Here is a 26,968-nt window from a genome sequence, read left to right as displayed (position 1 = left end):
GCTGTGCGTCGTGACCATTCCCTGCCGACCTACGAGCAGCTCTTCGGGGCGCTCGACTTCCGCGCGGTCGACGAGGGGCGCTCGGTCTACTCGCCGGCGGCCTACCTGGCCGACCTGCTGGAACTGATCGACGACAACTTCGCCGGCGACCCGCTCACCGGCGCGGACCGGCGGCCGGACATCGCGACGATCCCGCTGGACGGCGAACACGCCTACACGGAATTACCGTACCTGGACGTGGTGAACCGGGTGCTCGCCGCGGTCGTGGGCCCGGACGCGCACGCGGAATTGACGCGGCTGAAGTTCCCGTTCGCCCTCCCGTTCGACCTGGACCGGGAAAAGGTGCGCCGCTACCTGCGCCACTTCCGGGTCGGCCCGGTCGAGCTGTACGAGTTGTTCGCGCGCCGGTCGGACCGCGACGTCGTCGCCCGCGAGTTCCTGGGTCTTTCCGCCGCCGACGTCGCGCTGGTGACCACGGTCGTCACCGACCCCGCGGACCTGCTGGCGAACTACTACGGCGTGGACGGCTCGTTCGCCGATCTGGAGGACGTCCCCGCCTTCGTCCGCGCCACGCGGCTGACCGCCACCGAACTCGACGCCCTGGTCACCCTGGGCGCGGACGCGTTCGTCCACCAGGGCGGGCCGCGGGTGGCCCTCGACCCCGGGGGCCGGCGACTGGTGTGGGGCGACGGCTCCGCGCCCGTGCCGCCGGAGTGGTTCGAACGGGTCGGCAGGTTCGTGCGGCTGGCGCGCCGGACCGGTCTGACGCTCCCCGAGACCGACGTGGTGCTCCGCCGCTGCTGCGGCAACCGGATCGACCCGGCCGCGCTGCGCGTGCTGGCCGTCGTCGTCCACCTGCACCGCGCCCTGGACCTCCCGGTCGACGTGGTCACCGCCCTCGCGGGACCGCTCGACGGCGACCTGTTCGAGCGGGTGTTCAACGAGCCGTTCGCCGCCGAGCGCACGGTGATCGCCGGTCCCGCGACCCCGCCGGCGGACGGCGTGCGCGTGCTCGGCGCCTCCGGCGACGTCCTCGCGCCGCGCAACCAGGAGTACCGCGCCCGCGTGGGCCGCGCGGTCGGCCTGTCCGAGGCGGACCTCGTCACCACCGTCCGGCGCGTGCGGCAGCGGTACCCCGGCACGGTGGCCGGCTCCGGCCCGTTCGACCGCGACGGGATCGGCCTGGACGCGCTGTCCCTGCTGCACCGGGTCGGGCGGCTGACCCGGGCGCTCGACGTCACCGCGACCGAGCTGTTCGACGTGCTGGACGCGCTGGGCAACGACCCGCTGAGCGTGCGCGCGAGCGCCTTCGGCGGCCTGCTCGACACCGAACCGCCCACGGCGGACCCCTACGCGCTGCTGGAGGCGCGTGACGTCGGCTCGGGCCTGTGCCTGGCGCAACTCCTGCTCGGCGTGGTGCGGTGGATGCGGGCGCTCGGCGTGGACGGCGCGGAACTGCGCGACGTCCTGGGCCGCACGGCGCCGGGTGAGGTCGACGAGGACTGGGACGCGGTCCGCGCCCGGTTGCACGACGCGCTGGACGAGGTCGGCCTGACCCCCGACCTGTTCGTGTCCGAGCGGTTCGGGCAGCGCGCCGCCCAGGTCCTGCACGACGTGCTCGTCCAGTCCGACGGGGTCGTCGCCCGGGACCACCGCGTGCTGCGGCTCGACCCCGCCCTGGTCGGGACGGCCGCGTACGACGCGGTGACCGACCTGGCGGCGATCACCGAGGAGGACTTCCGCGGGCTCGGGCTCGCCGCGCCGTTGGCCGGCAAGGTCTTCACCAACCTCGTGCTCACCGGCCTGCTGGACCCGTCCGGGACGCTGCTGCCCGAGCGGCTGCCGACGACGGCCGCGCGGTTCCGGCTCACGACCGACTTCTCCGCGGTCCGGGAGCCGCTGTTCGCCCTCGTCGCCGAGTGCTGCGCGGCCGACCCGGCGGCCCTCTACCCCTCGGACCTCACGACGCTGGGCGGGCTCACCGACGAGCAGCGGGCCGAGCTGTACGACAACCTGGTCGTGCTCGGCCACCTCGACCCGTCCGGCGAAGTCCGCGCGCCGGAGTTCTTCGCCGACCGGGGGAACGCCGCCGGGTTCGCGGTCGACGTGCCCCTCGACGCCGTCGCGGCGGACGTGTTCGACCTGCTGCGCGACCTCGCCGACCGCGCGCGGACCGAGCCGGTCCCGGTCGACCCGGAGGTCTTCGCCGACATCGCGCTCACCGCGCGGCAACGGGCCGACCTGCTGGAGAGCCTGCGGTTCAACGGCTACGTCGACGGCGACGACAACTACGTCGACCCCGCGGCGCTGGCCCGGCTGACCCTCGACGGGTTCGGCCTCGCCGTGACGTTCCACCCGCACCGCGCGGCCGTCCTGCGCGCCGTCCAGGGGCAGCTCGCCGCGGCCCGCACGGCCGCGCTCACCGTGGACGCGGACCGGTTCGGCGAGATCGCCGACCACGCCGCCGCCCGCGCCGTCGCCGAGGCCCTGGCCGGCTCCTACCTCCACGACAACGTGGTGCCCGAGGAGCTCCGGGCCTTCTTCGCCGACCCGGACAACGTGGTGTCGCCGGCCGGCTCGCCCTGGGAACGGCTGTTCCCCGCGGGCGACCTGGCCGCGATCACCCGCCGGATCGCCACCGTGCTGACCGACCAGCGGCCCTACCGGTTCGACCTCGACGCCCTCGCCGGGCTGGGCTTCGACGCCGACGAGACCGCCCGGCTGGTCGCCGTCCTCGTCGCCCGCGGCGACCTCCACGACGACCTCGCGGTGCCCGAGGAGCGGCTGGCCTGGTTCGCCACGCCGTCCAACGCCCTCGGCTACACCCTGCCCGGCCTGGAGGACTACGCGGCCGACGTCTTCGCCCTGCTGCACACCGCCGCCCGCGAACTGCTCGCGGGCGTCGAGGAGGTCACCGCGGCCCTCACCGCCCGGGCCGGCGTGCAGCGCGACGCGCTGCTGGGGGTGCTGGCGGACGCGACCGGGCACCGCGCGGCCACGGTCGAGGCCCTGTGCGCGGGGGTCTGCGGCAGCGTGGCCGAGGCGTTCGACGTGCTGCCCGCGGCGGGCTCGGCCGGCCGCCGCGCCTACCACCGGATCCGGCGGTTCGCCCTGCTGGCCGCCCGGCTGGGGCTCGACCCGACCGGGATCGGCGTCGCCTTCCACGACCAGGACCTGGCGGGCAAGTTCCCCGAGCCGCTGGTGCTGCCGGCGGGCGTCGACCGCGTCGACGCCCTGCTGGAGTCCGCCGACGGCAACCGCTACCTGTTCCACGGCGCGGCGTGGTGGACCTACCCGCAGGGCGCCGACACCCCGACCGGGCCGTCCGCGCCGCTCGCGGAGCTGTCACCCCGGTTCGCCGGACTCCTCGGCGTGGACGCCGCGTTCACCGACGCGCAGGGCACGGAATGGCTCGTCGGGCACGACGCCGCCGGGTCGCACACCTTCACCCGCGCGCCCGGCGCCGGGCACTGGGACCGCCGCCCGCAGGTCTGGGGCGCGGTCCGCAACGCCTTCGACGCCGAACCGGCCCGGATCGACAGCGCCTTCGTGGACGACGAAGGCCGGACCTACCTGTTCCGGGGTGACCAGTACGTGCGCTACTCCGGCCCCGACCTCGCCTTCGTGGACGAGGGCTACCCGCGCGCGATCGGCGAGTGGTGGGAGGGGGAGGGGCGGCACACGCCGCTGCCGGAGCGGTTCCGGACCGCGGTCGACGCGTCGTTCCAGGACCGCGACGGCACGACCCACCTGTTCTCGGGCGATCGCTGCCTGGCGGTCGGCGACGTGCTCGGCGAGCGCCCGACCGCCGAGGTCTGGGGCCGGGTGCGCAACGCCCTGGCCGACACCGGCCGGGTCGACGCGGCCTACGCCGAGGCGTCGTCGGTCGTGCTGTTCTCGGGCAACCAGGTGGTGCGCTACTCGGACAGCATCGAGAACGACGGCGTGCTGGTCGACGAGGGCTACCCACGCGCGATCGAGTCCCACCTGCCCGGTGTGCCGGTCGGGTTCGACGGCGCGCTGGACGCGGCCTTCGCCGAGCCGTCCGGGGTGGTGCACCTGTTCAAGGACGGCCGGACGGTCGCGTTGGAGCCGGGCGGGACCGGTGCGCCGGTCCGACCGGGCCCGACCGCGGGGCGCTGGGGCGTGCTGGCGCCGACGCTGGCCGACGGCGTGGTCGACTCCGCGTTCGTCGGCCTCGACGGGATGACCTACCTGTTCAGCGGCGACCGGTACCTGCGGTACTCCGGCTCCGACTACGCCGCGGTCGACCCGGGCCACCCGCGGCGCATCGCCCCGGACTGGGGCGGGCTGCGCCGCGTCGGCGCGTCGTTCGTGCTGGACGGCGCGACGCACCTGTTCGGCGCGGGCGGGTTGCTGTTCGACCTCCCGCCGGAGCACGAGCCCGACCTGGCCGCCGGCGTCGTGTCCCGGGCGCTGCGCGACCTGCTCCGGGAGCGCGGGATCGGCGTCGGCGCGGACACGCGGGTCACCGGTTCCGCCCCGCGGTGGCGCCTGGAGGCGGAACGCGGGATCAAGCTCGTCCTGCGGCGGGCGGCCGACCGGATCGAGGTGCACGCCGACCCCGAGCAGGACGTCCAGTACCACGTCCGGTACTCGACCCGCGACCACGCCACGCCCGACGCCGGCTACCCGCGACCGCTGGCCGACAACTGGTGGAACCTCCCCGAGGGCGGGTTCACCACCGTGGACGCGGTGTTCACCGGCCGGGACGACCGGACCTACCTGTTCTCCGGCGACCGGTACGTCGTGTTCGACGCCAAGCGCCGCTGGTGGTCCGAGCCGAGACCGCTGGCCGAGCGGTGGGACAGCCTGCCGTTCGACCGGGTCGACGCGGCCTTCGTCGGCCGGGACGGGCGGACCTACGTCTTCTCGGGCACCCGCTACGTCCGCTACTCCGGCGCCGACCACACCGGAGTGGACGACCGGTACCCGGCCCCGAACACCGCCTTCTGGGGCAGGGTGGGCAACGCCATCGCCCGGCACGGCCGAGTCGACGCCACCCTGGTGCTGGACTCCGCCACGTACCTGTTCAGCGGCAACCAGTACGTCCGCTACGACGGCGCGGACCTCGCCACCGTCGCCGACGGCCACCCCCGGTCGATCGGGTCGCTGCGGCACGAGCCCCGGTTCGCCGGGCTGCCCGAACCGCTGACCGGCCCGGTCGAGGCCGCGTTCGCCGACCGGCGCACGGCCTACCTGCTGGTCGCGGGCCGCTGGCACGCCGTGTCCGACGCCCTGCACCGCCGCTACCCGGGGTTCGACGACGTCCGGTGCGCGTTCGTCGAGGACGGCGCGGTCCTCGCCGAAGGACCGGACGGCTGGCGGCGCTACAGCGCCCTGGAGGGCACGACGGTGACGAAGACCCCGGCGCGGCCGCGGGTCCTGCGCACCGCGCCCGCCGCCTTCCGCACCGGCCTGGACGCCGTGCTGCGCGGCGCGGACGGCAACACCTACCTGTTCAAGGGCACCAGGTGCTTCGACGTCCGGCTGAACCGGGAGTACCCGCTGGCCGAGGACTGGGGCCGCGGCCGCAACACCATCGCGCAGGACAACCGGGTGGACGCCGCCTTCGTCGGGCGAGACGGGCGCACCTACGTGTTCAGCGGCGACCAGTTCGTGGTCTACGAAGGCCCGCGGGCCGCGGACGCCGACATCGTCGGCGAGCCCCGGTCGATCGCCGAGCACTGGGCCGGCCTGACCGGCGTCACCCTGGCCTACGTCCGCGGCGGCCTGACCTACGTGTTCGAGCACCCGGACGCCGAGGGCGCCCAGCGCTACCTGGTGTTCTCCGGGACCGACTACACCCGGCCGGACGAGGGCTGCCCGCTGCGCGCCGACGCGACGTTCTGGGACGTCCCCGCCCACCTGCGGCCCGCCGGCTTCACCGCGCCCGACGCGGTGCTGTTCGAGGGCGAGAACATGCTGGTGATCACCGGGGACGAGTACCTGGCCCGGCACGAGGTCACCGGCGCGTGGTCGCCCGCCCGACCGGTGAGCAGGCTCTGGCCCGGCGTCGAGCGCGACTGGCCCGGCCCGGTGACCGCCGCGTTCACGGCGCCGGCCGCGTTCGGGTCGGACGCCGCGACCTACCTCTTCTTCGCCGACCGGTTCACCCGCGTCACCGGGGGCGCGGTCGCGCCGACGCGCCCGATCCGCGACGCCTGGGGCCGGTCGCGCAACAACTTCGTGGCCGGCGGCGGCCGCGTGGACGCCGCGTTCGTCGCCGGGGACAGGACGTTCCTGTTCTCCGGCGACCAGTACGTCCGCTACACCGGCACCGCCTACCGCCACGCCGACCCCGGCTACCCCAAGCTCATCGCGGACAACCTCCGCGAGGAGGACGCGTTCGCGAACCTGCCCGACTCGTTCGAGGACGCGGTGGCCGCCCGGGTCGAGGCGGGCGCCGGCGCGGTGGTCGACGCCGTCGTGGCCAACCGGCGCACCGCGCACCTGTTCGTCGGCGGCGAGTGCCACGTCGTCTCACGCACCCTGACCGCCACCTACGACGCCGCCGGGCTGGGCCTCGGCCGGGTGCGCAACACGCTCGCCGAGCGCGGCCGGGTCGACGCCGCGCTGGTGGACGACGGCCGCACGTTCCTGTTCAGCGGCGACCAGTACGTGCGCTACTCCGGCGGCGACCTGGCGTTCGCGGACGAGGGCTACCCGCGCGCGATCGAGACCTCCCTGCCCCGGGAACTGGGCCTGGACGCCCTGCCCGAGCCGCTGCGCGACGGCGTGGACGCGGCGTTCCGCGGCGCCGACGGCGGCGTGCGCCTCTTCGCCGGCCCGCACTGGATCGACGTGCGGGCGCCCGAGGTCCGGCCGATCGCCGGCGTCTGGGGCCGGGTCCGCAACGCGTTCACCGACAACCCCGGCGTGGACGCCGCGTTCGTCGCCCCGGCCGGTGGCCTGCACGTGTTCCGGGACGGGCAGTACGCCCGCTACGGCGGCAACGACCTCCGCCACGTGGACGACGGGTTCCCCCGCACGGTGCGCGACGACTGGGGCGACCTGCCCGCCGACATCGAGGAGCGCGTCGACGTCGCGTTCGTCCTCGACGGACGGACCTACCTCGGCCGGGGCGACCGCTACGTCCGCTACTCCGGCGGCGACCACCGGCAGGTCGACCGGACCTACCCCCAGCCGTTCCACCGCCGGTGGTCGGCCTGGGCGGACTACCGGTTCGAGGACCTGCGCACGATCACCCGGTTCGCCGACCTCGCCCGCACCCGCGACGGGCTCGCGGAGTTCGTCGCGACCGGGCCGGGCGCGGTCGCCGACCCCCACCTCCGGCTCGCCGAGATCATGGGCTGGGACGTGGAGGACGTGCGCTGGCTCCTCAGGCGTCGCGCCCTGCGCACCGGCGCACCCGACGACGACCGGGTCGAGCTGGAGACGGTGCTGAAGCTGGTCGACGTGTTCACCGCCGCCGACGCGCTCGGCGCGGGACCCGCCGCGGTCTTCGACGTCTGGTCGGGGCTGCACGGCGAGCGGCCCTCCGACGCCGCCGCGGCCGCGCTGCTGCACGACCTGCTCGCGCGCCGGCACAGCCCCCAGGACTGGGCGGTGCTCTCCCGCCAGGTCCACGACGAGCTGGCCGTGGCCGAACGGGACGCGCTGGTGGCGGCCGTGCTCGCCAGGACCGGCGCGGACACCTCCCGCGAGCTGTTCGAGCGGTTCCTGATCGACGTCGACATGGGCAGCCGGGGCACGACGTCCCCGATCCGGGAGGCCATCGCGGCCACCCAGCTGTTCCTGCACCGCTACTTCCTGGACCTGGAGGACGTCACGCCCGTCGGCGGGCAGGTGCGCGACCGGCTGCGGACGTGGTGGACCTGGATGCGCAACTACCGGGTCTGGGAGGCCAACCGCAAGGTCTTCCTGTACCCGGAGAACTACCTGCGCCCGGAGCTGCGGGACCGCAAGACCCCGGCGTTCGAGGCGCTGGAGGCCGACCTGCTCCAGGGCGAGGTCACGCCCGCGTCGGTGGAACTGGCCTACAAGCGCTACCTGGACGAGTACACCGAGGTGTCCCGCCTGGCCATCGCCGGTGGCCACGTCTACACCGCGGGCGCCGAGGACACCCGCGACCTGGTCCTGTTCGGGCGCACCCGGACCGAGCCGCGGCGCTACTACTACCGGCGCGCCCGGTTCCGCAGCGCGGACAAGCTCACCGGCTCGTGGGAGCCGTGGCTCAAGGTCGACGTGCAGATCGACGCGGACGAGGTCCACCCGGTGCACGCGTTCAACCGGGTGTTCGTGTTCTGGACCACGGTCGAGACCGTCCCGCCCGCCACACCGGCCACGACCACCCTGGCCACCCGCGACCAGGGCGACCGGCAGGAGGTCACCGCACCGCCCGCGACCGAGCACGTCCGGATCCACTACTCGTTCTACAACCTGGCCGGGGAGTGGGTGCCCGCGCAGACGTTGGCCATGGACACCCGCGGCGACGGCACGATCCACGACGTGCGGCTGGCCGTCGAGGTGGCGGGCCGGCACTCCGACGACCCCGAGTCGATCGCCGTGACCTGCACCTACTCGGTGATCACGACGACACCGGGCGGGCCCGGCGCGCCTCCGGTGCTGACCAGGGCGACGCACGTCCAGGCGTCCGCGTTGACCGCGGAACTGGTCGAGGAGGTGCTGCCGGTGCCCGCCCTCCGCGCGGGCCCCGCCGCCGCCACCGACCCGCTCCGCGAGGTCCTGGCCCCGGCGGAGATCGACGCGGCGGCCGGCGCGGACCCGGCGAACCGGCCCCGGCTGGTGCGGTTCACCAGCCCGAGCGGGGGCGACTACGGCCCCTGGTTCAGCATCGACCACAAGGGCGGCAGCTTCCTGTGCCGCCCGGCCGTCGTGGCGCCGGCCGAGCCCGTCGTGCCGCGCCCGCTCGCCGACCTCGGCCTGACCGGGTGGACCCGGGTCGACGCCGCGGTCGAGCTGCCCGGCGGCGTCCGGTACTTCTTCGACAACGAGGCCCACCGCTACCTCCGGATCACCGACGGCAGGCCCGGCGACGCCGGCGCCACCGCGGACCGCTGGGGGCGCGCGGTCACGCACCTGACCCGCACCGGCCTGGTCGACGCCGTCCTGCACCGCCGCGACCCCGACGGCGAGCACACCTACGTGTTCTCGGGCGGGCAGTACTTCCGCTACCGCGGTGTGTTCGGCGCGCTCGACCCCGGGTACCCCAAGGACCTCCTGACCAACGACGAGGGATTCCCGGCGTGGGCGCGGGTCGACGCCGCGTTCACCGACCTCAACGGCGTCGAGTGGTTCCACTCGGCCGCGGGCGGCGGCCGGATCGAGCGCGGCGACGACCTCGGCGCCCCGGCGACCGCCCTGTTCGGCGCGGGCTCCGGGCTCACCCGGTTCGACGCGGCGATCGTGGACGCCGAACGCCGGCTCACCTACGTGTTCGTCGGCGACGAGTACGTCCGGTACACCGGCAACCACTACGGGGCGCCCGACGAGGGCCACGCGCGCAGGTTCCCCGACAGCGGGGAGAACTTCCCGACGTGGGCGAGGATCGGCGCGGCCCTGCGGGTCCGCGACACGTCGTGGTACTTCAACGACGCCACCCTGACGTGCACCCGGGTCGAGGTCGAGCGGCCGGGCGAGGGCCGGCCGCCCCGCAAGCCCAAGGTCGTGGAGACGAGCTTCCCGAGCCGGGACCTGGCCCGCGGCGCGACCACCGGCGGGCTGACCACCGTGGACTCGGCCTACCTCGACGGCCCGCACCTGTACCTGACCAGCGGCCGGCAGCTGGTCCGCTACACCCTGCCCGCCCAGGGCGGCCCGGTGCCGGACACGGTCGACGAGGGCTACCCGGAACCGCTGGCGCAGCGGATCACCGCGGTGTTCCGGCGCGGCCCGCACCGCTACGCGTTCAGCGGCGCGTTCTACGCGCGGCTGTCGTCCGGCCTGACCGACGTCACCGGTTTCGCGCCGGTCGACGGCAACTGGGGCGACCTGCCGGAGAACTTCGCCGAGGTCACCGGCGTGCTGGACAGCGAGTCGGACCGGCGCCTGTACCTGTTCGCGGGCGGGAGCCACCTCGGCTACCCGACCACGACGACGGTGCCCCGACCGTTCGAGCGGGCCGCGCTGCCGATCGAGGTCGTCCGCCTGACCACGAGCACGGCCGCGCAGCTCAACCAGCGGCTGCTGGGCGGCGGCGTCGCGGCCCTGCTGGCGCCGGCCGGTCAGGAGCTGGACGAGCGCCCGGCGTTCTCGACCGAGCGGTCGGACCGCAACACCATCCGGCTCCGCGACGACCGGGTCGTGCCAGGTCGGCTGCCCGCGAGCGCCCACCTGGACTTCCAGAGCGCCAACGGCCTGTACTACTGGGAGATCTTCTTCCACGCGCCCGTCCTGATCGCGCAGGCGCTCAACGCCGCGCAGCGGTTCGCCGACGCGCGCCAGTGGTACGAGCACGTCTTCGACCCCACCGAACCCGACCGGTACTGGCGGTTCCTGCCGTTCCTCGCGGTGGACCTCGCCGCGCTGGCCGACCGGTCGCGGCGCGACCTCGCGGAACTGGCGGGCAGGCTCGCCGCCGCCGGGTTCGACGAACCGGCGGGCCTCGCCGCCGGGCTGGACGAGGTGCTGGCCGACCTGGAGCGGCTGACGCCCGCGTTCCGCGAGAACCGCCCGCTGGACGGCGGGGAACTCGCGGTGCTCGACCGGCTGGCGTCCTCGCGGCTGCACGTGCTGCTCGCGGACGCGGTGACCGCCGCGAAGGCCCGGATCACGCCGCGCACCCGCGAACCGAAGCGCACCCTGTGGCGGGGCGTCGTGCAGGCCGTCGAGCAGTTGCAGGAACGCACCGCGCTGATCGCGGACCTCCGGCGGTACTACGACCTGGTGGGCGATCGCGACAGCCTCGTCGACGCCTACCGCGACGACCCGTTCGACCCGCACGCCATCGCCGACCTGCGCCCGGTGGCCTACCGCCGCGCGGTGGTGATGGCCTACCTCGACAACCTGCTCGACTGGGGCGACATGCTGTTCCGGCAGTACACCGGGGAGAGCATCGACGAGGCCCGGATGCTTTACGTCTTCGCCTGGGACCTGCTCGGCCTGCGGCCCGAGCTGCCCGGGAAGGCGCCGCTCAGCCCGTCGCGCACCTACCGGGAGCTGGACGACGAGCCGGGCGAGCTGGACCTGTTGGCGGAGTTGACCGGCGGCGGCGCACTGTTGGAAGGACCGGGTGGCGTCCACGCCGGCGTGGCGAACCGCTACTTCCGGATCCCGGACAACAGCGCGTTCACCGCGTACTGGGACCGGGTCGAGGACCGGCTGCGCAAGATCAGGGACTCGTTGAACATCCTGGGGGTCAGCCTGCCGCTGCCCCTGTTCGAGCCGCCGATCGACCCGATGGACCTGGTCCGCAGCGTGGCCGCCGGCGTCGGGGTGGACCAGGCGGTCGCCGCCGGTGTCGCCGCGACCGTTCCGCACCACCGGTTCGAGGCGACCTTCCGCCGGGCCCAGGACCTGGTCGACCGGCTCCGCCAGCTCGGCGGCGACCTGCTCTCGGTGCTGGAGCGGCGGGACGCCGAGGAACTCGGCCTGCTGCACAACCGGCAGGAGGGCGTCCTGCTGGACATGACGCGGTCGATCAGGGACGCCCAGGTCGAGGCCGCCGCGGCGACCCTGCGCGAGCTGCAGGCGAGCCGTGACGCGGCCAACCAGCGGATCGCCCACTACCAGCAGTTGATCGCGACCGGCCTCACCCCGCTGGAACAGGCCCAGCTCGGGACGATGGGCGCGGCCGCGGCCCTGCACCTGACCTCGGGCCTGCTCAAGGTCGGCGCCGCCATCGCGCACGCCGTGCCGCAGGCCACCGTCGGGCCGTTCAGCGTCGGCTCGACGTGGGGCGGCCACCACCTGGGCAACGTGCTCGACAAGGGCTCCGAGATGCCGCAGGTGCTCGGCGAGGGGCTGAGCGTGACGGGCGAACTGCTCGGCGTGCGCGCCGAGCAGGAACGCACCCGCCAGGAGTGGGAGTTCCAGCTGGCCAACGCCACCGGCGACCTCGCCCAGATCAACCACCAGGTGGCCGCCGCCGAGCAGCAGCTCGCGGTCGCGCGCCGCGAGGCCGAGGTCCTCGCGCAGGAGATCACCCACAACCGGGCCGTCGGCGCGCTGCTCAAGGACAAGTTCACCAACGTCGAGCTGTACGGGTGGATGGCGGGCCGGCTGTCCGGCCTGTACTTCCAGGCGTACTCGCTGGCGCACGACACCGCGAAGGCCGCCGAACGGGCCTTGAGGTTCGAGCGCGGCCTGGGCGACGCCGAGGCGTCCGTCATCCGCCCGGCCCACTGGGACAGCCGCCGCGCCGGCCTGCTCGCCGGCGACAGCCTCGGTGTGGACCTGGACCGGCTGAACCAGCTCTACGCCGACACCGCCGCCCGCGACCTGGAGATCACCAAGCAGGTGTCGCTGCTCGACCTGGAGCCGGCGGCGGCGCTGCGGCTGGCCACGAGCGGGTCGTGCGAGTTCACGCTGCCCGAGGAGCTGTTCGACCGCGACTTCCCCGGTCACTTCCGACGCCAGATCCGCACCCTGACCGTCACCTTCGTGGACGACGACGGCGAAGCGGCGCAGCCCAACGCCACGCTGACCCAGCTCGGCCACAAGACCGTGCTGGAACCGGACCCGAAGGCGGTGCGGCACCTGCTCGACCCCGCGGAGCCGCTGCCCGCCACCCTGCGCGTCGACTGGCGGGCCGGCCAGCAGATCGCGCTGTCCCAACCCGGCGAGCAGGACAACAACGGGCTGTTCGAGCTGCGCTACGACGATGCCCGCTACCTGCCGTTCGAGGGCACGGGAGCGGTGTCCACGTGGCGCCTGGAGCTGACCGGGCGCCGGGCGACCCGGTTGCGGGACGTCCTGCTGACCGTGCGGTACACGGCCGCACAGGGCGGCGAGCTGTTCGCGAACGTGGTGAAGGGCATGCTCAAGCCCTACCCGGCGGCCCGGTTCCTCGACGTCGCGACCGAGTTCCCCGACGAGTGGCGCGACTTCGTCGACGGCGACGGCGACCGGCTGACCCTCCCGATCACCGCGGACCTGCTGCCCGGTCTGACCGGCAACCGGATCATCGGCATCTACCCCCGCTACGGCACGGCCGACGGCGCCGCGCCGCGGCTGACGGTCGACGGCGACCGGTCGATGGCGCTCACCGAGGGCAAGCTGCTGCTCACCCCGGACCTGCGCGTGGACGGCGGCGGCTGGACCTTCGTGCTCGACGGTGACAAGGAGGCCCTGACCGGCCTCGGCCTGGTGCTGGCCTACCGGGCCACGGTGGCCTGAACACGAGAGGACGGGCAGCGATGGAGCCCTCGAGGAAGAAGACGTCCACCACCACGCGAAAGAAGAAGAAGCGGGAGAAGGGCAAGGAACCGGCGCGGCCGGGCAGCCCGGCGGACGACGTGCGGCTGACGAAGCAGAAGCGCAAGAAGAAGGAAGCCACGCCGGTGAACGTGGCCGACGACCTCCGGACCGCCCGCGAGCTCTGGATGCGGGAGGAGTCGGCGAACGCGAACCGGGACGACCCCATGCTGGCGCAGTTGCGCGGCGAGGGTTCCGAGCGGCGGACGCCGCCGCAGGCCGCGCCGATGCCGTTCGCCGATCCGCCGATGGACAACCCGATGCAGACCGGCGCCCAGCGCATGGTCGCGAGCGCGCGGGACCTGATGGACATCAAGGCGCTGCAGGAGCTGCGACCCGACTTCTACGGCGCGCTGACGCCCAACCAGGTCTGGGCGCTGGTCGTGGCGGAGCGCAAGGGCCAACTGCAGCGCGAGGAAGCCCTGCGCGAGTCCGAGGCCCGCCTGAGGAAGCTGAACGAGACCTTCGGCACGCACTACCGGTCCGAGCACCTCCCCGCCATCCTCCAGTCCCTGCGGGAGCGACGGCTCGCGACGAACTTCTTCCTGTCCATCCCGCCCGGCGGCAACCGGGACGGGGTCGTGGCCGGGGACACGCTGCTCGACCTCCTCATCGCCGACGATGAGGGCCTGTTCCGCAACGTCTGGGAGACCGGCACGTCGCAGGCGTCGGCCAACCTGCGCACGCGCGGCGGCGTGGAGGAGCGGTTCGGGTACGCGTTCGCGCTCAAGCGCACGGACGGGACCCCGCTCAAGTTCATCGGCGGTGGCGACGGCGCGTTCGCCCGCGAACCGGTCGGGCCGCCGCTCGACGAGGACGACACGTCCGACGCCGCGGTCTACCGGCGCAGGCTTCAGGCGGAGTTCCCCAACTACCTGAAACCGGGCGAGATGCCCAAGTACGCCGCCGCGGTCGGGGCGTCGCAGGCGTTCGGCGTCAGCGCGCGGTACGGCTCGTCGGTCGTGTACTGGAAGCGGGACATCGACTGGCGCACCACCCGCACGCCGGGCGACAGCTGGAGCGTCGACTTCCTCCAGTCCGCGGTGTCCTTCGTCGGCGCCGACCACCCGGAGTCGGTCTTCGCCTACACCGAGCTGGACATCGCCCGGCTCGCCGCGGCCGAGGCCACCGGCTTCGAGTTCGACGAGGAGCAGGCCGCGAAGGTCGAGCGCGACGGCGCGAACCTCAGCGCGTACGTCGAGGCCCAGATCCACGGCGACCTGTCGTGGCGGGACGTCGACAAGGTCGTGCTGAACTACGGGGTGTTCGGCGGGATCAAGGGTGACGTGGTGGTCACCTACGAGGACGTGGAGAGGGACGCCGAGAAGCTCCGGGCGTTCGCCAAGAAGGCCGGGTACGACTTCACCGTGGAGATCGGGCGGAAGTACGTGCGCCCCGAGGACGAGGAGAAGACGTGACTTCCAGGGCGGGCGGGTGTGCCGCGCCCGTCGGGCAAGCGCGCCGAACCCGGGTCTGCTGTGGCCGGCGGGTGGGTGTGCCGTCGCCGCCGGGGTGTCGCCCGCCCGGTGTTCGCGCCACCGCCCGGTCGGCGTCCACGCGCCGGACCGGGGCGGTGACGGCGGGTTCGTGCCGGCTGCGGACCAGGGCGGGTGATCGCGGTTCCCTGCCCGGCTAGTGGGCGAACTGGCCGGGCGCGCGACCCTCGCCCGCCGGACCCCGGTACGCCTGCGCGATCTCCAACCAGCGCGTCGCCAGGTCGCCGGACGCGGTGACGGCCAGGTCCCGGTGGTGCCGCCGCCGCGTGACCAGCAGGCAGAAGTCCACCGCCGGCCCGCTGATCCGCTGGGTCGCGTCCTCCGGGCCGAAGTCCCACCGCTTGCCCGACGGGGCGGTGATCTCGAACCGGAACTCCTCGGTCGGTGGCTGCTCGCCGCGCGCCAGGTAGCCGAAGTCCTTGGTGCGCACGGCGAACGCGACCAGGAAGCCGACCCGGTCGTCCCACTCGCGGGTGATCCCGAGCGCGTCCGCGATGTCCTGCCCGTGGCCGAACAGCTCCATCAGCCCGGCGCTCGCCAGCATCGCGGGCGGCAGCGGGTTGACCAGCCACGGCACCACCTGGTCGGCGGGGACGGCGGCCAGCGCGTCGATGGTCCGGCTCTTGGTCTCCTGCCAGAGGGCGAACAGCGCGTCGGGGTCGAGCGTGAGGTGCGGCGCCATGGCGGCGTTGACGTTCGCGTTGAAGTCGTCGGACAGGGTGGCCAGCAGCGCGGTGAACCGGTCGCCGTCGGCCGCCGACAGGCCCGCCAGCGAGAAGATCGTCGTCAGGTGCGCGATCTGGTGCTTGATCGTCCACCCGACGGCCGGGGTGGGCAGCGACCACTTCCCGGGGTCGAGGTCGGCCACCATCCGGTCCACGTCGTCACCTGTCGCAGTCAGTGCCGAGATCACGTCCACGGTCGTGCTCCTCCCGTTCGCAAGGGAACTTCCCGCACCAGCGCGCCTGGTCGAGCATCCCGCAGCGGGCGGTGGATGTCTTATCTCGACGTGCTCTTGCCCGTGCCGGGGAGTCACCGGCCGCGGAAGGCACGGGCGCGTGCCGCGACCCGGCGGCGGCACGGTCATCGTGACGTGCTCTTGCCCCGCGCCGGGAGGAGCGCCGGGCGCTCAAGGCACGGGCGCGTGCCGCGACCCGGCGGCGGGCCGAGCGGCACGACCGGGACGGGCACGCCGATCGCCCGACACCGCCGGGTGGATCGACGTGCCCGACTCCGCGTGCGGGTGAACGCCCCACCGCCACGGCGGTGGGGCGAACCGGCGGCGGGGTCAGCCCGCCGCGGGACGGGCCTCGGCGGCGGCGCGCCGCTTGCCCGTCCGCCTGGTGTAGGCGGGCAGGGCGAAGGCGAGCAGCAGCGCGAGCAGGGCCATGATCGCCAACGCGACGAAACCCGCCTCGAAGCCCGCGGCCAGGTCGGCGGGCTCCGTGGAACCGGCCGTGACGGACACGGCGACCGTGGCGGCGATCGCGGTGCCGATCGCGCCGCCGATCTGGAACCCCGCCGAGATGAGGCCCGACGCCAAACCGGACTCCGGCTCGTCCACATCGGTCAGCGCGACGATGTTGGACGTGGTGTGCCCGATGCCCAGGCACAGGCCGAAGAGGGCCAGCGGCACGATGATGGTCGTGGTGATGTTCGCGCCGATCGGCAGCCGGGTCAGCAGCAGGCACGCGGCGCCGAGGCCGATCGCGCCCACCGCCATGGGCAGCTTGAAGCCGCGTCGGGTGACCATGGCCTGCCCGACGTAGGCGCCCGCGACCGACATGACCGGCATGGCCGCGCTGACCAGGCCGGACTCGAAGGCCGAGTACCCCATCACCTGCTGGGTGTGCAGGGAGATGAGCAGGCCCTCGCCCCACACGATGCCCGCGACGAGCATCATCAGCAGGTTGCCGACCAGCACGGTGGGCTTGCGCAGGATCGGCAGCGGCACCAGCGGCGCGGAGGACCGCGACTCGATCACCACGAACAACGCGATCAACGCCGCCGCCAGCACGTACAGGCCGATCGTCCGCACGCTGGCCCACCCGGCGACCGGTCCGTCCACCGTCGCGTAGATCAGGGCGGCGAGCGCGAGGGTGACGGTCAGCGCCCCGGCCACGTCGAACGTGCGCCGCTGCGCGCTGTCACGGCTCTCCCGCAGCACGAACGGCGTCACGACCAGCAGGCAGAGCACGACGGGCACGTTGACCAGGAACGCCCACTGCCAGCCCAGCTCCGTGGTGAGCACGCCGCCCACCAGCAGGCCGCCCACCGCGCCCACACCGCCGACCGCGGACCACGCCGCGATGGCCCGGTTGCGCTCCGGTCCCTCCTGGAACGTGTTCATCAGGATCGACAACGCGCTGGGCACCATCAGCGCGGAGGACACGCCGTGCAGGGCGCGGGCGATGACGAGGGTGCCGGCGTCCCAGGACAGCCCGGACAGCATCGTGGTCAGCAGGAACCCGGCCACGCCGATCATGAACGCCTTGCGGCGGCCGATCAGGTCGGCCATCCGGCCGCCGAGCAGGAGCAGGCCGCCGAAGGTGATGGCGTTGACGGTGATGACCCACTGCACCTGCTCGGGCGACATCTCCAACGCCGACTGGATGGACGGCAGCGCCAGGACCACGAACTGCGAGTCCAGGATCATCATGAAGCTGGCGACGCACAGGAGGGCGAGAGCGGCCCAGCGCCGCGGGTCCCTGCCCGTCGCGGGGTCCGTCGCCCCGCTCTCGATCGGCTTCAAGTCCATGCCGGCTCCTCCTCGGTCACAGGGTTCGCGCCCTGCTCGTTCTGCGGGTGGGGGCATTCGGCCGAGCGCCGCCTCCGGTGCTCGGAGGTTTTGGAGCGTGCCACCGGAACCCGCCGTCGCCACCTTCCAAAATGCGCTGTCCACGGTGGACCGCCCGGCGCGCCGCCGGACGCGTCCGTTCCGCCGCGACCGACCCGGTGCCCGGCCCAGCGCCGGCGTCCGATCGGCTGATCGCGCGACCCGTCGCGTCCCGGCGCGACTGCGGTGTCCCGAACGGTCCGCCGGCGTTCCCGGCGGGAGCACGGGCCGCCGCCGAGTGAGCAACCTGAAAGATCTGCGGGGCCGGCGCAGGCGGTTACCGTGAACCGCCCTCGGCCGAGGTCGGGGGACGGACAAGCCGGCGGCCGGAGGAGCGACCCGACATGACGACAAGCCGTGAGATCCGCCTGATCAGCCGTCCGCCGGGCACGCTGCCGGTGCCCGGCGAACTCGAGCTGGTGGAGGTGCCGGTGCCGGACCCGCGTCCCGGCGAGGTGGTGGTCCGCAACCTCTACATGGCGATCGACCCCGGTCTGCTCATGCGGATGCAGGACGTCGAGCCCCCCGAGGTGCCGGACTACGACCTCGGCGTGGCGCCGTGGGGTCACGCCCTGGGCGAGGTCGTCGAGTCGGCGGCGCCCGGCCTGCGGCCCGGCGACGTGGTGCTGCACCGCCTCGCCTGGCGCGAGTACGCGGTGGCGGACGCGGCCGAGTTCGAGGTGGTGGACCGCGACCTGTACCCGTCGCTGTCGCACCACCTCAGCTCGGCCGTGGTGGCGTACGTGGGGCTGAGCCAGGTCGAGATCCGGCCGGGGGACACGGTCGTCGTCTCCAGCGCGGCCGGCGCGGTCGGCAGCGTCGCCGGGCAGCTGGCCCGCGTGCGCGGCGCCGGCCGGGTCATCGGCAGCGTCGGCTCGCCGGACAAGGCGGAGTTCGTCGTCAAGGAGCTGGGTTTCGACGACGCGTTCGACTACCACGACGGCTGGCCCGACCTCGGCGGCGTGGACGTGTACTACGACAACGTCGGCGGCTGGCAGCTCGAAGCGGCCATCTCGGCCATGAACGTGCACGGGCGGCTCGTCCTGTGCGGGTGGACCGAGCAGCTGCGCACCGGCCGCAAGCCGGCCATCGGGAACATGCACCTGGTCGTCGAACGGCGGCTGACCGTGCGCGGGTTCACCACCGACGACCACCAGGACCTCTTCCCCCGCTTCGCCGCGGAGTTCCCCGGGCTGGTCGCGAGCGGCGAGGTCGTCCTGCATGAGACAGTCATCGACGGCCTGGAGAACCTCGTGCCGGCGGTCCAGGCCCAGCTCAAGGGGGCCTACCGCGCCAAGGTGCTGCTCCGCTTCTGATCGCTGGGAGGCGTCATGACCCGATTCAGCTCGCCACCGCGGATCTCCGTGGTGATCCCGACGTACAACCGGAGCGGGATGCTGCGGCGGACGCTGTCCGAACTCACCCGGCAGAGCATCCCGCCGGAGGAGTTCGAGGTCGTCGTGGCGGACGACGGTTCCACCGACGACACCAAGGCCGTGGTGGACGGGTTCGCCGACGCGCTGCGGATCTCCTACCACTACCAGGAGGACCTGGGTTTTCGGGCCGGGGCGGCGCGCAACGCCGGCGCCCGGATGAGCACCGCGCCGGTGCTGGTGTTCCTGGACACCGGCGCGCTCGCGCCGGCGCGGTTCCTGGAGAACCACCTCCGCGCCCACGGAGCGCCGAACCCCCGCCGGGTCTCGCTGGGCTACGCCTATGGCTACAACCCGGACGACCCGATGATGGAACTCGTGGACCTCCTCCAGCGGGCCACGCCCGAGGAGGTGGTCGAGCGGTACGGCGACGACCCGGCCTTCTTCGACGTGCGCCACGAGTCGCTGGTCAAGTGCGACTTCGACCTCCAGCGCCGGCACGTGCCGTGGAGCCTCACGTTCACCATCAACTGCTCCGTCACGGCCGCCGACTTCTGGGCGGTCGGCGGCTTCGACGAGTCCTTCGTGACCTGGGGCGCGGAGGACCTCGAACTGGCCTACCGGCTGTACCGCGACGGGGTGGAGTTCCACCTCAACCGCGAGGCGTGGGTCATCGAGACGCCGACCGAGCACGACTGGTCCGTGCTCGACCCCAGCCTGCTGAACAACATGAGGCACTTCCACGCCAAGCACCGCGACCCCCAGGTGGAGATCGGCGTGCGGGTGATCGCCGAGACCCTGCTGTTCCCGTGGGAGGAGTACTACGGCGAACTGGTCGACTGGAGCGGCCGGGCGCCGGTCGACGTGTCGGAGGAGATCGCCCGCGCCCTCGCCGAGGCCGGCCCGGTCGACGGCGTGGTGGCGGTGCTGGGCTCCGGCGGCTCGGTGCCCGCCTCGCTCCCGCCCGCCGTCCTGATGGACTTCGACCGCGAGCTGCTGGACCGCGCGCTCGCGGACGGCCGGCACACCGGCCACCACGCCATCGGGCTGGAGACCCCGCTGCCGGACCAGGGCGCGGACCTCGTCGTGATCACGTCGCGGCTGTGCGGGCTGAGGGACCGGTGGAACGACGACCTGCTGGCGGAGGCCAAGCGGATCGGCCGGCGGGTGGTGGACGCCACTTCGTGACGGGGTCGCCGCGCCGGACGCGCTGAACGGCCGGGGGAACGCTCCTCGGCCGTTCCCGGCGTGCGGGGTCGGGCCGGTGGGTCGTTGGCGGCGCGGCGCGCGGCCGAGGGATCGCGGGTCGTGCACCGCGTGTCAGGCCGATGGGTCGTTGACGTGGCGCACGGCCGAGGGATCCCCCGGCCGTGCGCGGCGTGCAAGGCCGGTAGGTCGTTGACGGCGTGGCGCGCGGCCGATTCCCGCCCGCGCGCCGCGCGTCGGTCAGGCCGGCACGCCGTGGTGGCGCTGCGCCGCCTTCAGGTACCGCGTGATGGGGTGCTGGTCCGGGTCGGGCGAGAACACGGCGGTCAGCAGGACGTCCATGGTGAGGGACACGGGCGCGTCGAACCGCTCGTAGTACCGCCGCGCCACCCGGCGGTAGTGGTCGTCCAGAGCGGACGTGCCGCCGTAGCCCGCCGGCAGGCGCAGCCCGTCCTCGAAACCGCCGGACACCGCCTGCATCGCGAACTCCTCCACCGAGTCCTCCGGCGTGAGCGACCGGATCGGCGGCCGCTCCGGCGCGAACATCGGCAGCCGGTCGGCGATCGCGGCCTCGCCGAGCACGTCGTCGGCCACCAGCCCGGCGATCACCGGCGAGCAGTGGAACCCGTCGCGGTAGGTGCCGGTGGCGACCACGAGACCCGCCAACGAGGTCCGGCCGATCAGCGGGTAGCCGTCCACAGTGGCCGGACGGTTGCCGACGAGCCACCGCTCGATGTCCGACTTGTAGATCGCCAGGTCGAGCTGCTCGTACGCGCACAGCAGGAGGAACTCGCTCTGGCCGAGGTCGGCCAGCCGCTGCGGCCGCTCGTACAACGCGTTCGTCGCGCCCAGGTACTCCACGCCGTCACCGAGCGGCACGACGTGCAGCCCGCACGCGCCCGCGCGCGTGGTCGTGCGGACCACGCCGGAAAACCCGCCGCCCTCCGTGCGCCGGGTCAGCGCGGCGATCCCCTTGCCCGCCAACATCATCGGCACCGCGCCGGGCGGCAGCACCCCGTCGAGCAGCTTGCCGCTGAACGCGCCGGTCGACACGACGACCGTGCCGGCGTGGACGGTGGTCCCGTCGGCCAGGCGCACGCCGGTGACCCGGTCGCCCGCGGCGACGACGGCCTCGACCTCCCGCTCCTCCCGCTCGACGCCGAGCGCCGCAGTGGCCGACTCCAGCGCGGCCAGCACGCGGCGGGCGTCGATCGCGCCCTCGCGCGGCACGTGCACGGCCCGCAGGGGACGGGCCTGCGGCACCGGGTTCAGGCCCGGCACGTCGCGCGGGTCCACTTCCTCGTGCGGTTCGGCGAACTTGGTCAGCGCCGCGCGGAACGCCGCGTAGTTGTCGTCGTCGAGCCGGCCCGAGATGCTGTTCGAGATGACCGTCGTGCCCGCCACGTACGCGCGGTCGAGCGCGTGGTCCGCCGAGTCGGCCGTCAGCCGCCCGATCCAGGACGGCCACCGGTCGAGCGCGTCCAGGCAGAGCTGGAACTTGCCCTCCCCGGCCGACGACAGCAGCGTGTACTTCGTGACCTCGCCGAAGGTGTTGAGCATGGCGCCCGCGGCCGCCGACGCGGCGCCGGTGCGGTGGCCGGGCCCGCAGACCACGACGCGCAACCGCTCGGCCCGGCGGGCCAGTTCGTACGCGATGGACAGGCCGATGACACCGTTGCCGACGATGAGCACGTCCACTGGTTGACGCGTGGTCATGGGTTCCCCTGTTCGGTACGAGGTTGCGCTGCCGTGCACAGCATCACGGCCCCGGCACGGCAGGGCATCTTCGTCTGTGCGGCCTTGGCGCGCGGTCCGTCCGTTGTGCCCGGACGAAGACCGCACGATCAGAGATCCCCGCGCGCCCCGCCGTTCCTAGGATCGGCCTGAGCGCGCCACGACCCACCGACAGAGACGGGGCTTGCGGTGATAGAGATGGAAAGCGGCACCACGGCGGAGATGTCGGCCACCACGCTGGAGGACCTGGACCGGGCCCACCTCGTCCACCCGCAGCAGGCGGGGAGCAGTCCCGAGCGGCTGGTCATCGTGCGCGGCTCCGGCTGCCGCGTGTGGGACGCGCACGGCCGGGAGTACCTCGACATCGCCGGCGCCGGGAACTGGGCCTCGCAGGTCGGCCACGGGCGGGCCGAGCTGGTGGAGGCCGCCGCCGCGCAGAGCGCCCGGCTGGCCTTCTTCTCGGGCTTCTACGGCTACTCCAACGACAAGGCCGTCCGGCTCGCCACGCGGCTCGTCGGGCTGGCCCCCGAGGGCTTCGACCGCGTGCACTTCACCAGCGGCGGCTCGGACGCGGTCGAGGCCGCGATGAAGGTGGCCCGGCTCTACCACAGCCACCGCGGCGAACCGGACCGCACCTGGTTCATCTCCCGGCACTTCGGCTACCACGGCACCACCTACGGCAGCGGCACGCTGACCGGGTTCCCGGGCATGCAGGAGGGCGTCGGCCCGAACCTGCCGCACGTCGAGAAGGTCACGCCGCCGAACCTGTACCGGGCCGCCGAGCTGTACGGCTCCGACGACCCCACCGACTTCCTCCTGCGGGAGCTGGAGGAGACCATCGGGCGGCTCGGCCCCGGGCGGGTGGCCGCCATGATCGGCGAGCCCGTCATGGCGGGTGCGGGCGTGCACGTCCCGCCCGCCGACTACTGGCCGCGGGTGCGCGACCTGCTCGACCGCCACGGCATCCTGCTGATCGCCGACGAGGTCGTGACCGGGTTCGGGCGGTCGGGGCACTGGTTCGCCTCGGACGCGCTCGGCATGCGGCCCGACCTCATCACCGCCGCCAAGGGCCTCACCAGCGGGTACCTCCCGCTCGGCGCGGTGCTGATGCGGAGCGCGGTCGCGGACACCGTCGCCGGCCCCGACGTGGTCTTCGGCCACGGGCACACGTACTCCGCGCACCCCACCGCGTGCGCGGTCGGGCTCGCGAACCTGGACGTGCTGGAGCGGGACGGCCTGGTCGAGCGGGCCAAGGTCATCGAGGGCTGGTTGCGCGAGGACCTGGCGCCGGTCGCCGCGCTGCCGATGGTCGGCGACATCCGGGTCGTCGGCGCGATGGCGGCGATCGAGCTGGTGGCGGACCGGGAAACCCGCGAGCCGGTGATGGGCGACGCGGTGTCGGCCCGCCTCCAGGAGGTGCACGGCATCATCCTGCGCGCGTACGGCCCCAACGTGGTGGTCTGCCCGGCGCTCGTGGTCGAGCGGTCGCAGATCCGCCGCACGGCCGACGCCCTCGTCGAGGTCGTCTCGTTGCTGCGGGCCGACGGGCGGGTGGCGGCATGAGCGCGTCCTACGACTACGTCATCGTCGGCGCGGGTTCCGCGGGCTGCGTGCTCGCCTCGCGGCTGACCGAGGACCCCGAGGTCACCGTCTGCCTCATCGAGGCGGGCACCATGGACACCGACGAGGTCATCCGGGTGCCGGCGCACGGCGGCCGGCTGCTCCGCACGCGGCTGGACTGGGACTACGACAGCCACGAGGAGCCCGAGCTGAACGGCCGGCGGCTGTTCCTGCCCCGCGGCCGGGTGGTCGGCGGCAGCAGCGCCCTCAACGGCATGATCTACGTCCGGGGCAACCCGTCGGACTACGACGGGTGGCGGCAGCCGGGCTGGGACTTCGAGGACCTGCTGCCGTACTTCCTGCGCGCGGAGGACAACGAACGCGGCGCCGGCCCGTGGCACGGCGTCGGCGGACCGCTGCGGGTGTCGGACAGCCGCTCGAACAACCCGAGCAGCCAGGCCTTCGTGGACGCCGCCGTCGAGGCGGGCCTGGGCCGCAACGACGACTTCAACGCCGACCGCCAGGACGGCTTCGGCTTCTACCAGCTCACGCAGCGTGACGGCGAGCGGTGGAGCAGCGCGAACGCCTACCTGCACCCGGCGCTGGACCGGCCCAACCTGACCGTGCTGACCAACGTCCAGGCGCACCGGATCACCTTCGCCGGCGACCGCGCCACGGGCGTCGTGGGCATGCGGCTGGACGAGCAGGTCGCGGTCCGCGCGGAGCGGGAAGTGGTCCTCAGCGCAGGCGCCTACAACTCGCCGCAACTGCTGCTGCTCTCCGGCGTCGGCCCGGCGGCGGAGCTGGCGGGCCTGGGCATCCCGGTCGTGCTCGACCAGCCGGAGGTCGGCCGGAACCTCCAGGACCACCCGTCGGTCAACCTGGTGTACGGGCACTTGCAGCCGGTCAGCCTGTTCACCGCGGGCGACCCGCGGCACGCGCGGGAGTACGCCGAGCACCGGCGCGGGCCGTTGAGCTCCAACGTCCCCGAGGCGGGCGGGTTCGTGCGCACCCGGCCCGGGTTGTCCGCGCCGGACGCGCAGTTCCACGTCCTGCCGGTGATGCTGGTCGACAACGGGATGTCCCCGCCGACCGGGCACGGCGTGTCGTTCGGCCCGTGCCTGCTCGACACCGGCAGCCGCGGCTCGGTCACGCTGCTGTCGGGCGACCCCACCGCGAAGCCCCGCATCCGCCACGACTACTACCGGGACCCGGCGGACCTGGACGCCATGGTGGCCGCCGTGCGGATCGGCCTGGACATCGCGCGGCAGGAGGCGCTGGCCCCGTACACCGAGCGGGCGCTCCAGACGCCGGCGTCGGACGGCGACGACGACGTCCGGGCGTTCGTGCGGCGGTACACGCAGACCCTGTTCCACCCCGCCGGCACCTGCGCGATGGGGTCGGTGGTGGACGCCGACCTGCGGGTGCGGGGGATCGAGGGCCTGCGGGTGGTGGACGCGTCGGTGATGCCCACGCTCGTGCGGGGCAACACGAACGCGCCGGTCATGGCGGTCGCCGAGCGCGCCGCGGACCTGATGCGGGGCCTCGCGCCGCGGACTTCGGAGGAGAACGCGGCGGCCGGGCGTCGATTCGCGGCCGACTCGTTCGTCGTGTAGGTAGAGGGTCGGAACCGGCCCCCAAGCGATCGATGGGATGCGTGAGATGGCGAAGTACCTGGTCCTGATCTACGGCGACGAGCAGATCTGGGAGTCGATGTCCGAGCAGGAGCGCAAGGACAACGAGGCGGCGCACGGCAAGTTCGCCGCCGCGGCCGGCGACGCCATCCTCGGTGGTCACGAGCTGATGTCGACGACGACGGCGACGAGCCTGCGCGGCAGCGCGACCGGCGAGCCGACCACCACCGACGGGCCGTTCCTGGAGACCAAGGAGGCGCTCGGCGGCTACTACCTGATCGAGGCGCCCGACCTGGACGCGGCGATCGGGCTCGCCAAGCTCCTGCCGGAGGTCTCGGTGTCGCACAGCGGGGTCGAGATCCGGCCGATCGTCGAGGTCGGCTGAGTCGGGACGGCACGGCTTGACCGACGACGCCGAGGTCCGGGAGGCCGTCGCGCAGGCACACCGCCGCGAGTGGGCAGTGGTGCTCGCCGCGACGGTGCGCCTGGTGCGCGACCTGGACCTCGCCGAGGAGTGCGCCCAGGACGCCTACGCCCACGCGCTGCGGAACTGGGCGGCGAACGGCGTGCCGGCCAAGCCGGGCGCCTGGCTGACCACCGTGGCGCGCAACCGCGCGAAGGACATCCTCCGCCGGGAGTCGGTGCTGCGCTCGGCGTTGCCGCTGCTGGTCACCGACGACGTCGTGCCGGGGCCGGAGGACCGGCCGGACCGGTCGGTGTTCGACGACGACCGGTTGCGCCTGATCTTCACCTGCTGCCACCCGGCGCTGTCCCGCGACGCCCAGGTGGCGCTGACCCTGCGGCTGGTGTGCGGCCTGTCCACGACCGAGGTGGCCCGGGCCTTCCTGGTCCAGGAGACGGCCATGGCCGCGCGGATCACGCGGGCGAAGAAGAAGATCAGCGGCGCCCGCATCCCGTACCGCGTGCCGTCGAGCGCCGACCTGCCGGAACGCGTCGGCGCCGTGCTGGAGGTCGTGCACCTGGTGTTCACCACCGGCCACGCCGCGCCGGTCGGCAAGGAACTCGTGCGGGAGGACCTGGCGGACGGCGCGATCCACCTCGCGCGCACGCTGCACCAGCTCCTGCCGGACAACACCGACATCACCGGCCTGCTGGCGTTGATGCTGCTCACCGACGCCCGCCGGGACAGCCGGCTGTCCGCCGACGGGCGGCTGGTCCTGCTGGCCGAGCAGGACCGCACGCGGTGGGACGCGGACAAGATCCGGGAGGGCACCACGCTGCTGACGGAGGCCCTGCGGCGGGGCGGTCCGACGAAGTACGCGGTCCAGGCGGCGATCGCCGCGGTGCACACCGAGGCGGCAACCTGGGAGGACACCGACTGGGTCGAGGTGGTCGGCCTCTACGGCGTGCTGCGCCGCCTGTGGCCGTCGCCGGTCGTCGAGCTGAACCGCGCGGTCGCCATCGGGTTCCGGGACGGCCCCGAGGCGGGCCTCGCGGCGCTCGCGCCGCTGCTGGACGAGCCCGCGCTGGGCACCTACGCCTACCTGAGCGCGGCCCGCGCCGACTTCCTGCGCCGGCTCGGGCGGTGGGCGGAGGCCGCCACCTCCTACGAGGAGGCCCTGGCGATGACCGACAACGAGGTGGAACGCGCCTTCCTGGCCCGCCGCCTCGAAGAGGTCACCCTCCACCTCGACTGACCTGTCGATCCGCGCGCTGCCCGTTCGTCGTCTATACGAGGGCGCCGAACGG

The 26,968-nt window shown here is 73.7% G+C and carries 11 protein-coding genes; 8 read left to right on the top strand and 3 right to left on the bottom strand.

All coding sequences use genetic code 11. The features are described from left to right. Window positions 1-3: 3 nt before the first annotated feature. Complete coding sequence (locus ACWEFJ_RS31035) at window positions 4-13,341, top strand: hemopexin repeat-containing protein (RefSeq protein WP_449715914.1); 13,338 nt, start codon at window positions 4-6, stop codon at window positions 13,339-13,341. A gap of 20 nt (window positions 13,342-13,361) precedes the next feature. After that, window positions 13,362-14,837 (top strand): hypothetical protein, encoded by a 1,476-nt coding sequence (locus ACWEFJ_RS31030; RefSeq protein ID WP_449715913.1) that lies wholly within the window; start codon window positions 13,362-13,364, stop codon window positions 14,835-14,837. A gap of 214 nt (window positions 14,838-15,051) precedes the next feature. Here ACWEFJ_RS31030 and ACWEFJ_RS31025 read toward each other — a convergent pair whose 3' ends face one another. Together ACWEFJ_RS31025 and ACWEFJ_RS31020 are read right to left on the bottom strand one after the other, a co-directional pair. After that, window positions 15,052-15,834 carry a TIGR03084 family metal-binding protein gene (locus ACWEFJ_RS31025; protein WP_378093497.1) on the bottom strand — a complete coding sequence of 261 codons (783 nt, stop codon included), beginning with the start codon at window positions 15,832-15,834 and terminating at the stop codon, window positions 15,052-15,054. Window positions 15,835-16,203: 369 nt separating this feature from the next. Beyond that, window positions 16,204-17,673 (bottom strand): MFS transporter, encoded by a 1,470-nt coding sequence (locus tag ACWEFJ_RS31020; protein WP_378098214.1) that lies wholly within the window; start codon window positions 17,671-17,673, stop codon window positions 16,204-16,206. Between the two features lie 422 nt (window positions 17,674-18,095). Between ACWEFJ_RS31020 and ACWEFJ_RS31015 the strand changes: the two genes are divergently transcribed. Then, window positions 18,096-19,067: a zinc-binding dehydrogenase gene (locus ACWEFJ_RS31015; protein ID WP_449715912.1), complete on the top strand. Its 972-nt coding sequence runs from the start codon at window positions 18,096-18,098 to the stop codon at window positions 19,065-19,067. Between the two features lie 15 nt (window positions 19,068-19,082). Then, entirely contained in the window at window positions 19,083-20,312 is a 1,230-nt protein-coding gene (locus ACWEFJ_RS31010; RefSeq protein WP_449715911.1) for a glycosyltransferase, read from the top strand. A gap of 258 nt (window positions 20,313-20,570) precedes the next feature. On the opposite strand, the gene ACWEFJ_RS31005 is transcribed toward ACWEFJ_RS31010, so the two are convergent. Beyond that, complete coding sequence (locus ACWEFJ_RS31005; protein WP_449715910.1) at window positions 20,571-22,046, bottom strand: NAD(P)/FAD-dependent oxidoreductase; 1,476 nt, start codon at window positions 22,044-22,046, stop codon at window positions 20,571-20,573. A 216-nt stretch (window positions 22,047-22,262) separates the two neighbouring features. Between ACWEFJ_RS31005 and ACWEFJ_RS31000 the strand changes: the two genes are divergently transcribed. Genes ACWEFJ_RS31000 through ACWEFJ_RS30985 form a run of 4 tightly spaced genes read left to right on the top strand, consistent with a single transcriptional unit; the run spans window position 22,263 to window position 26,916 of the window. Next, window positions 22,263-23,627 (top strand): aminotransferase family protein, encoded by a 1,365-nt coding sequence (locus tag ACWEFJ_RS31000; RefSeq protein WP_449715909.1) that lies wholly within the window; start codon window positions 22,263-22,265, stop codon window positions 23,625-23,627. After that, window positions 23,624-25,240 carry a GMC family oxidoreductase gene (locus tag ACWEFJ_RS30995; protein WP_449715908.1) on the top strand — a complete coding sequence of 539 codons (1,617 nt, stop codon included), beginning with the start codon at window positions 23,624-23,626 and terminating at the stop codon, window positions 25,238-25,240. The genes ACWEFJ_RS31000 and ACWEFJ_RS30995 overlap by 4 nt, the downstream gene beginning before the upstream one ends. A 37-nt stretch (window positions 25,241-25,277) precedes the next feature. Continuing rightward, window positions 25,278-25,643: a YciI family protein gene (locus ACWEFJ_RS30990; RefSeq protein WP_378097645.1), complete on the top strand. Its 366-nt coding sequence runs from the start codon at window positions 25,278-25,280 to the stop codon at window positions 25,641-25,643. Between the two features lie 16 nt (window positions 25,644-25,659). Next, complete coding sequence (locus ACWEFJ_RS30985; RefSeq protein ID WP_449715907.1) at window positions 25,660-26,916, top strand: RNA polymerase sigma factor; 1,257 nt, start codon at window positions 25,660-25,662, stop codon at window positions 26,914-26,916. The last annotated feature ends 52 nt before the right edge of the window (window positions 26,917-26,968 follow it).

Source organism: Actinosynnema sp. NPDC004786, assembly GCF_053601135.1.
This window is presented reverse-complemented; position numbering and strand designations above follow the sequence as displayed.

Coding starts and splice junctions, on each gene's coding strand:
- ACWEFJ_RS31030 (WP_449715913.1), top strand. CDS start 13,362: ATGGAGCCCTCGAGGAAGAAGACGTCCACCACCACGCGAAAGAAGAAG.
- ACWEFJ_RS31020 (WP_378098214.1), bottom strand. CDS start 17,673: ATGGACTTGAAGCCGATCGAGAGCGGGGCGACGGACCCCGCGACGGGC.
- ACWEFJ_RS31015 (WP_449715912.1), top strand. CDS start 18,096: ATGACGACAAGCCGTGAGATCCGCCTGATCAGCCGTCCGCCGGGCACG.
- ACWEFJ_RS31010 (WP_449715911.1), top strand. CDS start 19,083: ATGACCCGATTCAGCTCGCCACCGCGGATCTCCGTGGTGATCCCGACG.
- ACWEFJ_RS31005 (WP_449715910.1), bottom strand. CDS start 22,046: ATGACCACGCGTCAACCAGTGGACGTGCTCATCGTCGGCAACGGTGTC.
- ACWEFJ_RS31000 (WP_449715909.1), top strand. CDS start 22,263: ATGGAAAGCGGCACCACGGCGGAGATGTCGGCCACCACGCTGGAGGAC.
- ACWEFJ_RS30995 (WP_449715908.1), top strand. CDS start 23,624: ATGAGCGCGTCCTACGACTACGTCATCGTCGGCGCGGGTTCCGCGGGC.
- ACWEFJ_RS30990 (WP_378097645.1), top strand. CDS start 25,278: ATGCGTGAGATGGCGAAGTACCTGGTCCTGATCTACGGCGACGAGCAG.